Below are 12,856 nucleotides of genomic sequence, written 5' to 3'. Positions count from 1 at the left end.
GCGGAGGGTGAGATGTCAGAGACCACCGAGTCGCGAGAGTACGTCGAGAGCGGAATCCGTAGTACGCCAGAGCGCGTCGATCTCCTGTTCTGCGCCGGGACGTGTCTGCGGATTCTGGAGGGCGAACCCGTTGGCCAGCGTGATGGTGTTGTATCCGCTGTCGGCGGCGCGGAGCAACAGTTCCGAGGGCTGCGAGTTTCCGGCCAATCGGTCGAGTCCTTCGCCGACGAAGTAGAACCGCCAGAGGGGCCCGAGATCGGCGTCGTACTCGGCCTTGGTGAGGGTCACGATCGAACCACCCTTGACGGCAATGGAATCGACGATCTTGTAAAAATCGGGGACATCCTCCGCAGTGGTTCCGGACGTGGCGACGGCGTGAGCGAGGTCGACGGTGAGATGCGCGTTGTAGCCGGCCATGGCGACCCGTGCTGGACTGGCGTCGCACTGACGTGTCAGGGCGAAGTAGTTGCTCCACGCCGGATCGGTGGGAGTACCGGTGAACTCTGCATGGACGTTCACCAGGTACCTGCGCAGCAATTCGAAGCTGACGGAATGGGTCCACTCGTCATCGGCGAAGGCCGCAGGGTCTCGCTGCAGCGGCATCACCGCCTCGTGTTCGACAGCGTCGAGGCCGATGGAGAACAAGCCTCGCCAATCGTGGTGTGAGACGAGGATCGACGTGATCTCACGATGACGTTCGACAGCGGTCTCGAGCCGAGGCAGTCCGGCACCGTTCAGGGTCGTGACGTCGCTGAGTTCGGCAATCCGGCCCACCTCGGCATTGCTCAACTGGCTGCCGCAAGCCGTCGAAAGACTCTCGCCCGGTTCTGCGAGTGCAGAACCGGGCGAGAGGAAAGCGGCGGTGATGCCGAGCGCGAGCGTCAACGGATACAGCCGCATCGGTTTCATCGGCTCAGACTAGGCGCCCATTTCACAAATGTCCGGATTGGCGATCAGCTGAGAACCGCGTCGGCCTCGATCTCGATGAGCAGAGCGGGGTCGATCAGCGAGCTGACCTCGAGGATCGTCGTGGCGGGACGAATCTCGCCGAACACTTCACCGTGCGCGAGAGCGGCCTGCTCCCACTGCGTCATGTCGCGCAGGTACATGCGAGTGCGGATGACGTCGTCGAGCGAGGCGCCGGCCTCGGCAAGTGCTGCCTTGATAGTTTCGAGCGCTGCGCGGGTCTGATCTGTGAGGGTCTCACCAGGAGCGGTGGTGCCGGAGACTGCGATCTGGTTACCGATGCGCACGGCACGGGAGTAACCGATCTTGGGTTCCCATTCGGAACCGGACGAAATATTGATTCTGTTCGACATGCACCGAATTCTGCCAACAACTTCCCGGCCGTGGTGAGGCACGGTCAGGTATTCGCTCCATCTTGACATACCTTAGAACAAGTGTTCGACTTGGGGCCATGAGGTGGTCGGGTCAGGCATTGGATGCAGATGACGGAGCGCTACCCGGACTCGAACGGGCCGGGTTGGTTCGCTCCGTGCAGACTCCCGAGTTCGAGGGAATCACGTTTCACGAGGTGCTCTGCAAGAGCGCGCTCAACAAGATGCCCGAAGAGTCGACGTTGCCGTTCAGCTTCACCGTCAACGCTTTTCGTGGTTGCTCGCACGCATGCCGATATTGTTTCGCGAGACCGAGTCACGAGTATCTCGACCTCGACGCCGGCGCGGATTTCGATTCCCAAGTGGTCGTGAAGACGAACATTGCCGCGGTGCTCCGCAAAGAGTTGGCGCGAAAGTCCTGGAAGCGGGAGGCGGTGGCACTGGGTACCAACACCGATCCCTATCAGCGAGCGGAGGGCCGATACCGCTTGATGCCCGGCATTATTCGCGCGTTGACCGAATCCGGAACTCCCTTCTCGATCTTGACGAAGGGAACTTTGCTCCGACGGGATCTGCCGCTGTTGAAAATGGCGGCGGCGCAGGTCGACGTCGGAATCGGAGTGTCGTTGGCGATCAACGACGCTGCACTTCAGAAGCAGATCGAGCCTGGTACCCCGTCGCCGCGGGCGCGTCTCGAGATGATCCGCGCCATCACCGACGCGGGATTCTCGTGCAATGTCATGGTGGCGCCGGTCATTCCGTTCCTCACCGATTCCACCAGTCATCTCGACGGGCTGTTCGAGGCACTGTCCGAAGCCGGTGCGACGAGTGTGACGGTCTTCCCGATGCACCTGCGGGGGAGTACTCGGGGTTGGTTCATGAATTGGCTTGCTCAGGAACATCCGGCGCTCATCCGTCGCTACCGCGAGCTGTACGGGCGGGGCGCGTATGTCACTCCCGAATACAAGCGTTGGCTCGCAAGCCGTGTCGAGCCATTGGTCGAGCGCCATGGGTTGGGTGGTCGTTCGGAGCATCGAGACGTCAGTGCAGCTGGCAGTGAGCCGCGTGAGGCGCCCCGGGAACTGGTGGGTGCGGGAGCAGCTCTCACTTTGTTCTGACGGCCGCGGGCGCGTAAATCGGAGGCGCCCCGGACGTTTGCCGGGCTACATTCGCCTGGTGCTACTCACACTGACGTCCACCCCGACCCCGCAGACTCCTGATGCGACCGCGTTGAGCTACCTGCTGCACAAACATCCCGACCGCGTGCAAAGCTTCGACTTGGCGATCGGCACCGCCACGGTTCTGTACCCTGAGGCCTCAGCCGAAAAGACCACGGTGGCAGTGATTGTGGACGTCGACCCCATCGAACTTGTGCAGAGTAGGTATCGACGCGGCAAGAGTGGCGACAACTTTTCGCTGGGTGAGTATGTCAACGATCGGCCGTATGCGGCGTCGTCCATACTCTCGGTTGCTCTGTCGAAGCTGTTTCGCACCGCGTTGACGGGAACGTGCAAGTCGCACCCGGAACTCGTCGGAACCGAACTCGCGTTGACCGTCTCGATTCCGGTGGTTCCGTGCGGCGGCGATGCGGAATTGCCTCGTCGGTTGTTCGAGCCGCTGGGCTGGGATGTGACCGCGATACCGGTGCAGCTTGATCCGCACCTGCCGACGTGGGGAAACTCCGACTTCGTGTCGTTGACGCTCACCGGGGAACACACGGTGCAGAGTGCCCTTCGGCACCTCTACGTGCTGTTGCCGGTCCTCGACGACGTGAAGCACTACTGGGTGGGACCCGACGAGGCAGACAAGTTGATCCGCGTCGCTGGAGAGTGGTTGGCGTCGCATCCGGATTCCGCGCTGATCATGTCCCGCTACCTGGCGCGTCGACGCGACCTGGTCGAATCGGTGGTCGATCGACTGATTCCCGACCAAGCAGAGGCGCAGATCGAAGTACCGCGACCGGATCCGCCGCTGGCACGGCTTCGCGTCGACGCAGTTTTGGCGACACTTAAGCGACTGCACGTCAGAACGATTGTCGACATCGGTTGCGGCGAAGGCAAACTGATCGAGGCGCTGATGCCGCACGCTCAATTCGACAAACTTGTCGGCGTCGATGTGAGCGCGCGCGAACTGACACGGGCGCAACGCAGATTGAAGTTCACCGAAATGTCCGACGCCCAACGTGAACGTGCGTCTTTGATGCAGTCGTCCGCGACGTACCGCGACGCACGCTTGAAAGGCTTCGACGCAGCCGTGCTGATGGAGGTGGTCGAGCACGTCGACACGGCGCGCCTGCCGGCGCTGGTCAGATCGGTCTTCGTGGACGCAGCACCGCAGTATGTGCTGCTGACTACTCCGAATGCCGACTACAACGTGCTGTATCCGGCATTGGCCGCGGGAGAGTTCAGGCACCCCGATCACAGGTTCGAGTTCTCCCGAACCCAATTCCGCGACTGGGCATCCGAAACGGCCCGAGTCCACGGCTATTGCGTGGAGTTCGAATTTATCGGAGCAATTGATCCGGTCCTCGGCGGGCCGACACAGATGGCAATCTTCACGAAGGAGGCACGAACGTCATGACGGTGTACGAGATTCCAGATCTCGCCCTGGTAGTACTCATCGGCGTCAGTGGCTCGGGAAAGTCGACCTTTGCGGCGCGCCACTTCGGTGAGTACGAAACCCTCTCGAGTGACACATTCAGAGGGTGGGTCAGTGATGATCCGAACTCACAGGAGTCGACGTCCGATGCTTTCGAAGTGCTGGAGTTCGTCGCGGCCAAGCGTTTGCGACGCGGACGCCTCACGGTGGTCGACGCGACCAACGTCCAGCCCGCCGCGCGCAAGCGACTCGTCGCGTTGGCTCGCGAGCACGACATACTGCCGGTGGCAGTCGTGCTCGATGTTCCGGAATCGGTCTGTTCTGCACGAAACGACGCACGCTCTGACCGGACGTTCGGACGCGACGTGATTCGCCGCCAGCACCAACAGCTGACTCGCTCGCTCCGCGGGCTGGGTAAGGAAGGTTTCCGTTCGGTTCACATCCTCAGAGGTGAGGACGCGGTTTCCGAAGCCACATTCTTGCGCCACCCGCTCCGCAGCGATCTGCGTGTCGAGCGTGGTCCGTTCGACGTCATCGGTGACATCCACGGATGTCGAAGCGAGCTCGAGACGCTCCTCGTGAAACTCGGCTACACCGTCGACTACGGGACGGACGGCAGAGCTGTCGATGCGGTGCCGCCGGAAGGGCGAACTGCCGTCTTCCTCGGTGACTACGTGGATCGAGGACCGGATTCGGTCGGTGTGCTGCGTCTGGTCATGGGGATGGTCGCGGCGGGACATGCGATAGCGGTTCCGGGTAACCACGAGAACAAACTCGTCAAGGCCTTGCGCGGTAAGAAGGTCACGGCCAGTCACGGACTCGCCGAGACCCTCGAGCAGATGGCCACCGAGTCGACGGAGTTCCGCGAAAGCGTCGTCGACTTCTGTGACGGCCTCGTCGCGCACCTCGTCCTGGACGACGGCAAACTCGTTGTCGCGCACGCCGGTCTCAAGGAGGATTACCACAACAGGGCATCCGGTCGAGTCCGGAGCTTTGCGCTCTACGGTGAAACTACCGGTGAGACGGACGAATTCGGCTTACCCGTTCGATACCCGTGGGCGCAGGACTACCGAGGATCAGCGATGGTCCTCTACGGTCACACGCCGGTGCACGAGGTGGAATGGATCAACAACACCGCGTGCCTCGACACCGGGTGCGTCTTCGGTGGATCCCTCACCGCCCTTCGATACCCGGAACGGGAGATCGTGTCGGTTCCGGCGGAGCAGGTTTGGTACGAGCCGGTGGTACCGCTGGCACCGCCGACTCGTGATCCGGATGTGCTCGATCTCGCCGACGTCCTCGAAACGACCGGCGTCGACACCGAACTGCGCGGTCGAGTGTCCGTTCGCACCGACAACGCTGCCGGCGCCTTGGAAGTGATGAGCCGATTCGCGGTCGCGCCGCAATGGCTGCGATACCTACCGCCGACCATGGCGCCCTGCGCGAGCGCCCAATCCGATGACTATCTGGAACACCCGTCGACCGCGTTCGACGCATACCGGGCCGGCGGAATCGGAACAGTGATCTGCGAAGAGAAGCACATGGGTTCGCGGGCAGTGGTGCTCGTGTGCCGTGATCGATCGGTTGCTCAGTCCCGCTTCGACGCACCGGATGCGCTGACCGGGATGGTGCACACCCGCACCGGCCGCCAGTTCTTCGACGACGACCTGACTCAGCAGTTGATCGACGACATCGCCGCCGCAGTCACCTCCGCTGGGTTGTGGGAAGAGCTGGGCACCGACTGGCTGCTCCTCGACTGCGAACTGTTGCCGTGGAACGTCAAAGCGGAAGGTCTGCTGCGCTCGCAGTACGCGTCGGTCGCGGCGGCCGGGCGATCAGACCTCACAGCTCGCGAGGCCGTGCTGGCGCGGGCCGGGTCGCGGGGCCTGGACGTGGCGGAGATGTTCGAACAGACAACTGTTCGGGCCGCCAGTATCGAGCGCTTCGGCGAGGCGTACCGACGGTACGTGTGGCCGACGAACGGACTGGACGGCGTCACCATCGCGCCGTTCCAGATTCTGGCGGCCGAGGGCCAGTCGTACGGGGAACGGGATCACGAATGGCACCTCGGTATTTCGGATCGCCTGGCCGCGGCCGACCCGAGTCGATTTACCACTACACGTCGCCTGGTGGTCGATCTCGGTTCCGAGGACTCGGTGTCCGAAGCGACGAAGTGGTGGGAGTCGCTCACCGGCGACGGTGGTGAGGGGATGGTCGTCAAACCGCTGGCGAATCAGATTCACGGACCGCGGGGGTACAACGCGAAGGTTCAGCCAGGGATCAAGGTTCGCGGCCGGGAGTACCTGCGATTGATTTATGGTGCCGACTACCTCGAACCGTCGACACTTGCTCGGCTACGCAATCGCAACCTCGGGCACAAGCAGTCGATGGCGCTTCGCGAGTACGCGCTCGGCATGGAGGCAGTCTCCAGGCTCGTCGACCGTGAACCTTTGTGGCGAGCGCACCAGGCCGTGTTCGCGGTGTTGGCTCTCGAATCGGAGCCGGTCGACCCGCGGTTGTGACGGCCGGTGCGCGGGCTCGGATTGATACCGTCGGGTATGGGTGTGATTGCTCGCTTGGACGGTTTCAATCGACGCCATCCGTGGAGTCACAACGATCACTACGGCCGGTGGGTTCTACGTAATCTGCGCGGGGTCAGGGCCGGTCGCGCTCTCGACGTGGGGAGCGGGACCGGCAATCTGACCGACCTCTTGCGTCGGCGGTTCGACGTGGTGGTCGGTGTGGAACCCGACCTGACAACCTCGGCCGCCGTGCGCGCAAGGTTTGTCGACGACGAGAACGTGATCATCGACGCGCAGCGGATCGAGGACTTTGCATCCGAGGCGAAGTACGACGCGATCACAGTCGTCGCAGCGTTGCATCATCTTCCACTCGAAGAATCGATGAAGCGGCTGAGTAGCCTGCTCGAACCGGGCGGTCGGCTCGTCGTGGTCGGGTGTTATCGATCGACCACACCCACCGATGCACTCCTGTCGGTATTGGCGACCGTGTGCAATCCCGTCGTCGGAGTCGTCAAGCATCGACGGGTTGCCTTCGAGCCACTGAAGGCGATGACAGCTCCCACCGCGGAACCGGGTGAGTCGATGGCTGACGTCCGGCGCGCGGCCGCGTTGTGTCTGCCAGGTAGCCGGATCAGGAGACGCCTGTTCTGGCGATACACCCTGATCTACGACGAGAGTCCGGCCGGCGCGTCGGTGGGGGAGTGAGTAGACCGTTCCGGTTCCTGGGGAAACGCGCGTCGGCCGAACCCGACTATCGCCAACGAAGCGATCATCAGAGCGACCCCGATGCCCGCCAGATGTGAGAGCCCGCCACTGTCGACGACGGCCGCACCGAGCAGAGCGCCCGTTGCAATCGCGATCTGGAACACGACAACGTAGATGGCCGAGGCACGGTCGGTCCCGATAGGGGCGGCGCGCAGAACCGAGGACTGGAGGCAGATCGGAACGGTGGTGAACGCCGCACCCCACAAGATCGTGGCGACGACAGCGAACGCTCCCATCGATGGCGCCAAGAGCCAGAAGATGGCCAGCGCGCCTGCCACCGTCGCGATCGAGATGAGCGTGAAGAGGCGCGGTCGGCGGTCGTAGTACTTGCCGGCGACCCACACTCCGACGGCGCCGGCGGCACCGTAGACCAGAAGCATCGCGGTACGGATGCCACCGGACGAGCCGAGGCTTTCCTCCACCAGAAGTGTGAAGAACGTGTACGAAGCGAATTGCCCCAGGGCGGCAAACAGCGTTGCCGCGCAGATGACGGCGAGTGCCCGTTTCATCGCCGGCGTCGGCTTCGGTTTGTCTCGCTTGCTCCGATGGTGTTGATCGACCGGCATTTCGGGCAACGCACGATGCAGTGAGAAAGCGATGACCACTGCCACCACACCGATTGCCGCCGATGCGGTCCGCCAACCCCAGGACTGGCCGATCGCCGAAGACAGTGGACCTCCGAGAACAAATGCGAGAGACGTACCGGCATACACCATCGCGATGGCCTTGCCCTGTTGTCCGCGCGGAACCAGAGTGGCTGCGACCGGGGCAACGACAGCCCAGAACACTCCGTGCGTCGCAGCGCAGAGCAATCGTCCGATCACCAGCATCGGATAGTTGACGGCCAATGCTGCGACCAGTTGCGACACCGCGAGGGTGGCCACCGTCAGAACGACGACGCGTCGTCGCGGCCAGGTTTTGACTGCTCCGATCAGCGGAAGCGTCAACGCCGCGACACCGTATGCGTAGAAGGTCAGCAGTAGGCCGACACGCCCTTCGGTGACGTCGAGGTCCGTCGAGATTTCGCTGAGCAGTCCGACGGGGAGCATTTCGGCCGTCACGTAGGCGAAGGCTGCTCCGGCCAGTGTCATCAGCCGTAGCGTGGTTGCCTTCGGCAGTCGAGCAGTCATGGTGTGTAACGATACATGTATCGATACACACCTGCGCAATGGATATTTTTCACTCGCTATGCTGATGCTCATGGCCATACGTGCGCAGCGTTCGAGTCGTCCGACGATGGCCGACGTCGCCAAGGCCGCAGGCGTGTCGGTGATGTCGGTGTCGTACTCCTTCGCGCAGCCCGAGCGCGTGTCTGAATCAACGCGGGCCAAGGTGTTCGCCGCCGCCGAAGAGCTCGAGTACTCGGGCCCGAACCGGGCGGCGCAGTCCTTGCGGAGCGGGAAATTCAACAACATCGCGGTCGTCTTCAGCGAGAAGCTGACGTACGCCTTCGAAGACGCAGTAGCTCGGCGATTCCTCTCGGGAGTCGCCGAAGCGTGCCTGGATGCGAACGCCGGGCTGATGATGCTGCCGAACTCGGGGAAACCGGGAGACGTCGACAGAGTTCGCGAGGCGGCAGTAGACGGTTTTGTCGTCTGGACCACCGTCTTCGACGATCCCATCCTCGACGCGATTGTCGGCACCGGAAAACCCGCATGCATCCAGGGTGGTCCGTTGCACGAGGGTGTGGATCTCGTCGGGATGGACGATGTTGCCGGCGCCGTCGCGATCGCGGCAGTCGGGTTGTCGGGGGCGCAGCGGCCCGCGGTGATCAGCCTTCCGTGGGATCGTGAGCGTCGGTCCGAGATTCGGATGGACGTGGATCCAGGTGAAGCGTTCTTTCCGGTGTCCCGCCATCGGCTCAAGGGCTACGAGCGCGCCGTCCGCGACGCGGGCCTCGATTGGCCCTCGGTGCGGGTAGGGGTCGTCACTGTCAACGAGCGGAGCGAGGGTGCGCGGATGGCTCGGTCCCTGCTCGACGTTCCCGAGAGCCGAAGGCCCGATGTCATCTTGGCGATGAGTGACGAACTGGCTCTGGGGGTTCTGGACGCGATCCGTGAACTCGGCCTCGCGCTGCCCGACGATGTCGCAGTCGTCGGATGGGACGACACAACAGCCGCATCGGACGCCGGCCTGACAACGGTTCGCCAGTCCCTGTTCGATCAAGGGCGCAATGCAGCTCGCGTGGTTCTCGGGCTGGACGATGCGGTCGAGCCGGTCGAATGGTCGGTGCGTCGGCGAACCTCGACACGATGATCACGCCGGTAGTCATCGACGGTCTGCGTTTTCGGTGGTTTGTTCCTCCAGAATTGGGGGAGACCGTCCGGTGGGGACTCTCCTGGAATGTCGACAACCCGCGCCGGTGGGCGGTTGCCGAAGTCGCGGGTGCATTGCACCTACTTGCCGGAACTCCTCGTGACGACCCAAACGCGCGTCAGGCGTGGATAGACTTCGGCGCAGATGCCGCCACGACCGGGGTAGTTCGGCGCCTGCGGCTCATGTCGATCGAGTCCGACATGCTTCCCGACCCGAAGATTCCGCACGGCGCAGATTGGGGTTGGGCTACGAGGCAATTCGTGCCTGGCTCCGAGCGCTTCTACGAGTTGGCCCGTGCACCTCGCGCGTTGCGCTCGTATCAGCTGACCGATCGTGAATACGGGCCGCGGCGCGAGGACTTCCTCCTGGTCGACCTCGAGACGGCTGCTTGATCGTTGGGACCTGACACCGTTTTTATTCAGTGGACACAGACTCCAGCTGACCGGAACCAGTGTCTGCTCGACGAAACCGGTGCCAGGTGCTGCGACTAGCGCGCTCCACTGGCCACGTTCAGTGAGTATTTGCCGGGCGGCGCCCCGACATGCTTGACGAAGTGCCGCGACAGGTGGGATTGATCGTGGAATCCGACGTCGACGGCCACGTCCGCCAATTCGCGCCCGGCGAGGATTGCGCGTCGCGCCAGATCGATTCGACGTCCCGTCACGTACTTGTGAGGCGGAAGCCCGAAATGCTTCGCGAAGTTCTTGATCAGATACGTGGGGTTCCGTTGCAGGATGTTCGACGCTTCCCGCATCGTGATTCCCGTTGTGAGTCGCGCATCGAGCAGGTCCCGAAGTTGATCGGCAACGCGTTCGTCAACGGTCGGCGTGTGAAGGGATCGACCTGTGGCCGGTGTGAGGATCCCGTTCAATCTTTCAGCGAGGAACCCCAGGCGACTTTCGGCTTCGAGTGATTCGCCGTGTGGGCCGAGTGCAGAGTGCAGTTGATCAATGCGGTGGCGCAGCAGAGGGTCTCGAATCTCGGGGCTGTCCACCGCCGGGCCTATGAGGACCTCGCCGAGAACTGACGTGTCGAGGTAGAGGATTCGTTGACGAAATCCGGCCTCGGTGACCGGAACTCCGTCGTGTGCGATGCCTGGCGGCAACAGAGTCACGATCTCTGGTGCTGCGCCATGAGCGCGATGATCGAGGTCGTATGCAATCGTGCCGCGGTCGACGAGCATCAGGGACCACTGATCGTGCGTGTGTTTGGGATAGGCGTGTCCGACGAAATCGGCATGGAAGACCTCGGTGATTCCCGCGAGGCCCGGTGCCCACGCGGTGATCTGTGCGCCGCGGGGATCCATGTCAGAAACGTACAAGACGCAGCTGCCTCGGGTGACGAAGAGTGGCGGGGTCGTCATCGCAGTGGTGGCGCGCCCGAGGGAGGAACAACATGAACAGTTCGGCAACAGCGGTATCGCTCCGCGAGAAGTTCGGTCAGTTCACCGAGCACTGGTCGCCCAAGAAGATTGCGGGCCTCAATGACTACGAGATCAAGATCGTCAAGATCAAAGGTGAATTCGTCTGGCACTCCCACACCGACACCGACGAAATGTTTCTGGTGACAAAGGGGCAGATCCGAATCCAACTGCGCGACGGAGATGTTTCGCTGGGGCCCGGTGAATTGTTCGTTGTACCTCGCGGAGTCGAGCATTGTCCCATCGCCGACGACGAAGCGGAGGTGATGTTGATCGAACCCGTGGGCGTGGTGAATACCGGGAACGTCGGAGGATCACGAACCGCGGTGCTCGAGGACTGGACGTAGCTAGCGGCTCTTCCAATCCAGGGGATTGGTTCGGAGCGGCAGTGCCATGCCCGATCTCCAGAGCGTCGCCGCGCGAGAGTGCGGACGGAGCTGGACCTCGCGCCGCATCGACTGCGTGAACTCGTCGGTGAACCCTGTTCGCGGGTACTCCGCGATTGTTGCATCAACAGTTGCTCGCGGAATTTCGGGCGCACGCCGACCGGCAACGTCGAAATGCGCTGCGGCATGCAGTAGATAGGCGTCAGCGCCCGCGCCGCGGTCGACGGTCAGATCCATGTGCAGACGGATCGCTTCGCCGATTCGCTGTACCGACCTCTCCGAAGTTCCCACTCTGGTCGCGAGTTCTTCTGCGTCTGCGGCACTGATGTAGGTGAAACACCCGTGCTCGGCCGATCCTTCTGCGCCCAGTCCGACATCGTGAAGGGCGCACGCAGTGAAGAGATCTTCGGGGTCGTACTCGGTCGCATCGATCTGCGCGAAGGCGTCGGCCCAGATCCAGCAGCGCAGGCTGTGGTTCAAGACCGCGGGGGAGAGGGTTCCTCTGGCGTGATCGAGCGCTTCGCTGCACAGCTTGGTGTCGGGGAGTGGGCGTTTGCGCAGCTCGGGTGTGCGAGTGGGGTAGCGGCCGAGCCGCAGTCGGAGCATCGACGGCGTGCTCATGACCTGCGCAGCAGCAGCGCGGGCCATGAGCTGTATCTGCTCGAGGGTGGTCAGCTCACCAGGGCGCATCGGATTCCTGTTCTGGGTGGGGGACAACTGGATACGAATCTAGTTGGCAGGTCTGATCCTTCGTTCGATATAGATATCTGTCGACGACGGAAACACGGAATTATCCGAATATTAGTTGATAGCAAGTGCCATCCAACGGCAACCTCAAATCTGTAGCCTCACCTCTGCACTTCGCAAGAACCATCAAGCAACGACGGTGGGGCTCGGGCTCAGATGACGCCGAACCCGACGATCCCCGGGACTTCCGACGGGACGATGCGATGGAGCATGACCTTGTTGTTCTCGTTGCCGCCGACGGTCGTCAGAGTGCCGGAGTCGTTGACCAGAACGACGTTGACGTGTTGGCCGAAGGGGCTCGAGTCGCCGTACAGGATCGTGTCGCCGACCTTGGGTTGGTAGTCCTGACCGTAGGGGACAAACGCGTCGACGGACTCGTAATACTCCTGCAGCGTGTATACCCCGGGGATGCGCCACGACCCTGAGTTGGGGTTCGAGAACGGCGTGCCGATCTGGTTCATCGACCAGCTCACGAAATCGGCACACCACGATTCTTCGACACCCTCGGCGTATTTGGTGCCGGGACTCCCTGACTCCCACTCCTGCTCGAGGACGCCCAGTAGCGCACTCTGCTGAGCGCTGAGAATGCTGTGGTCGACGGCCGGGAACGAATCGAGATTCTCGCCGGCAAGAGCGTCGTCGCCGCGCGCGAACCACCACAGTGCGCCGGCGACAACGACGACCACCACAACGCCGAATACGCCCAGAACAGCGAGAGTGCGTCTGGGCGTATTCGGTGCGTGCGACATCACGCCACGATAGTCA

The 12,856-nt window shown here is 62.7% G+C and carries 13 protein-coding genes; 7 read left to right on the top strand and 6 right to left on the bottom strand.

The window, feature by feature from the left end:
• Window positions 1–15: 15 nt before the first annotated feature.
• Together ABH939_RS16520 and ABH939_RS16515 are read right to left on the bottom strand one after the other, a co-directional pair.
• Complete coding sequence (locus ABH939_RS16520) at window positions 16–900, bottom strand: DUF5995 family protein (RefSeq protein WP_404649874.1); 885 nt, start codon at window positions 898–900, stop codon at window positions 16–18.
• Window positions 901–953: 53 nt separating this feature from the next.
• Window positions 954–1,319, bottom strand: coding sequence for a RidA family protein (locus ABH939_RS16515; RefSeq protein WP_019748335.1), 366 nt, complete (start codon window positions 1,317–1,319; stop codon window positions 954–956).
• A 98-nt stretch (window positions 1,320–1,417) separates the two neighbouring features.
• Between ABH939_RS16515 and ABH939_RS16510 the strand changes: the two genes are divergently transcribed.
• Genes ABH939_RS16510 through ABH939_RS16495 form a run of 4 tightly spaced genes read left to right on the top strand, consistent with a single transcriptional unit; the run spans window position 1,418 to window position 7,162 of the window.
• Window positions 1,418–2,455, top strand: a complete 1,038-nt coding sequence (locus tag ABH939_RS16510; RefSeq protein ID WP_003944842.1) for an Rv2578c family radical SAM protein — start codon at window positions 1,418–1,420, stop codon at window positions 2,453–2,455.
• A gap of 37 nt (window positions 2,456–2,492) precedes the next feature.
• Window positions 2,493–3,917: a 3' terminal RNA ribose 2'-O-methyltransferase Hen1 gene (locus ABH939_RS16505; RefSeq protein WP_404649823.1), complete on the top strand. Its 1,425-nt coding sequence runs from the start codon at window positions 2,493–2,495 to the stop codon at window positions 3,915–3,917.
• On the top strand, window positions 3,914–6,457 hold the full coding sequence (locus tag ABH939_RS16500; RefSeq protein ID WP_404649822.1) for a polynucleotide kinase-phosphatase: 2,544 nt from the start codon (window positions 3,914–3,916) through the stop codon (window positions 6,455–6,457). Before ABH939_RS16505 ends, ABH939_RS16500 begins: the two co-directional genes overlap by 4 nt.
• Window positions 6,458–6,493: 36 nt before the next feature.
• Entirely contained in the window at window positions 6,494–7,162 is a 669-nt protein-coding gene (locus ABH939_RS16495; protein ID WP_404649821.1) for a class I SAM-dependent methyltransferase, read from the top strand.
• Here ABH939_RS16495 and ABH939_RS16490 read toward each other — a convergent pair.
• Entirely contained in the window at window positions 7,123–8,352 is a 1,230-nt protein-coding gene (locus tag ABH939_RS16490; RefSeq protein ID WP_404649820.1) for an MFS transporter, read from the bottom strand. The genes ABH939_RS16495 and ABH939_RS16490 overlap by 40 nt on opposite strands.
• 70 nt (window positions 8,353–8,422) lie before the next feature.
• On the opposite strand from ABH939_RS16490, the gene ABH939_RS16485 reads away from it, so the two are divergent.
• Both ABH939_RS16485 and ABH939_RS16480 read left to right on the top strand, forming a co-directional pair.
• Window positions 8,423–9,478, top strand: coding sequence for a LacI family DNA-binding transcriptional regulator (locus ABH939_RS16485; RefSeq protein WP_404649819.1), 1,056 nt, complete (start codon window positions 8,423–8,425; stop codon window positions 9,476–9,478).
• On the top strand, window positions 9,475–9,930 hold the full coding sequence (locus tag ABH939_RS16480; RefSeq protein WP_218960183.1) for a hypothetical protein: 456 nt from the start codon (window positions 9,475–9,477) through the stop codon (window positions 9,928–9,930). The genes ABH939_RS16485 and ABH939_RS16480 overlap by 4 nt, the downstream gene beginning before the upstream one ends.
• Before the next feature lie 95 nt (window positions 9,931–10,025).
• Here the strand turns inward: ABH939_RS16480 and ABH939_RS16475 are convergent, their stop codons facing one another.
• A complete protein-coding gene (locus ABH939_RS16475) occupies window positions 10,026–10,844 on the bottom strand; it encodes a helix-turn-helix domain-containing protein (RefSeq protein ID WP_404649818.1) in 819 nt (272 codons plus the stop codon).
• An 89-nt stretch (window positions 10,845–10,933) separates the two neighbouring features.
• Between ABH939_RS16475 and ABH939_RS16470 the strand changes: the two genes are divergently transcribed.
• Window positions 10,934–11,305, top strand: coding sequence for a cupin domain-containing protein (locus ABH939_RS16470; protein ID WP_404649817.1), 372 nt, complete (start codon window positions 10,934–10,936; stop codon window positions 11,303–11,305).
• On the opposite strand, the gene ABH939_RS16465 is transcribed toward ABH939_RS16470, so the two are convergent.
• Together ABH939_RS16465 and ABH939_RS16460 are read right to left on the bottom strand one after the other, a co-directional pair.
• Window positions 11,306–12,034: an HD domain-containing protein gene (locus ABH939_RS16465; protein ID WP_404649816.1), complete on the bottom strand. Its 729-nt coding sequence runs from the start codon at window positions 12,032–12,034 to the stop codon at window positions 11,306–11,308.
• A gap of 209 nt (window positions 12,035–12,243) precedes the next feature.
• A complete protein-coding gene (locus ABH939_RS16460; protein ID WP_404649815.1) occupies window positions 12,244–12,840 on the bottom strand; it encodes a CHAP domain-containing protein in 597 nt (198 codons plus the stop codon).
• Window positions 12,841–12,856 lie beyond the last annotated feature (16 nt).

Origin of the sequence: Rhodococcus sp. 27YEA6 (genome assembly GCF_044908235.1) — a bacterium.
Classification (GTDB): Bacteria; Actinomycetota; Actinomycetes; order Mycobacteriales; family Mycobacteriaceae; genus Rhodococcus_F; species Rhodococcus_F qingshengii.
Note: the sequence above shows the minus strand (reverse complement) of the source record. Positions and strands in the feature narration are given on the sequence as shown.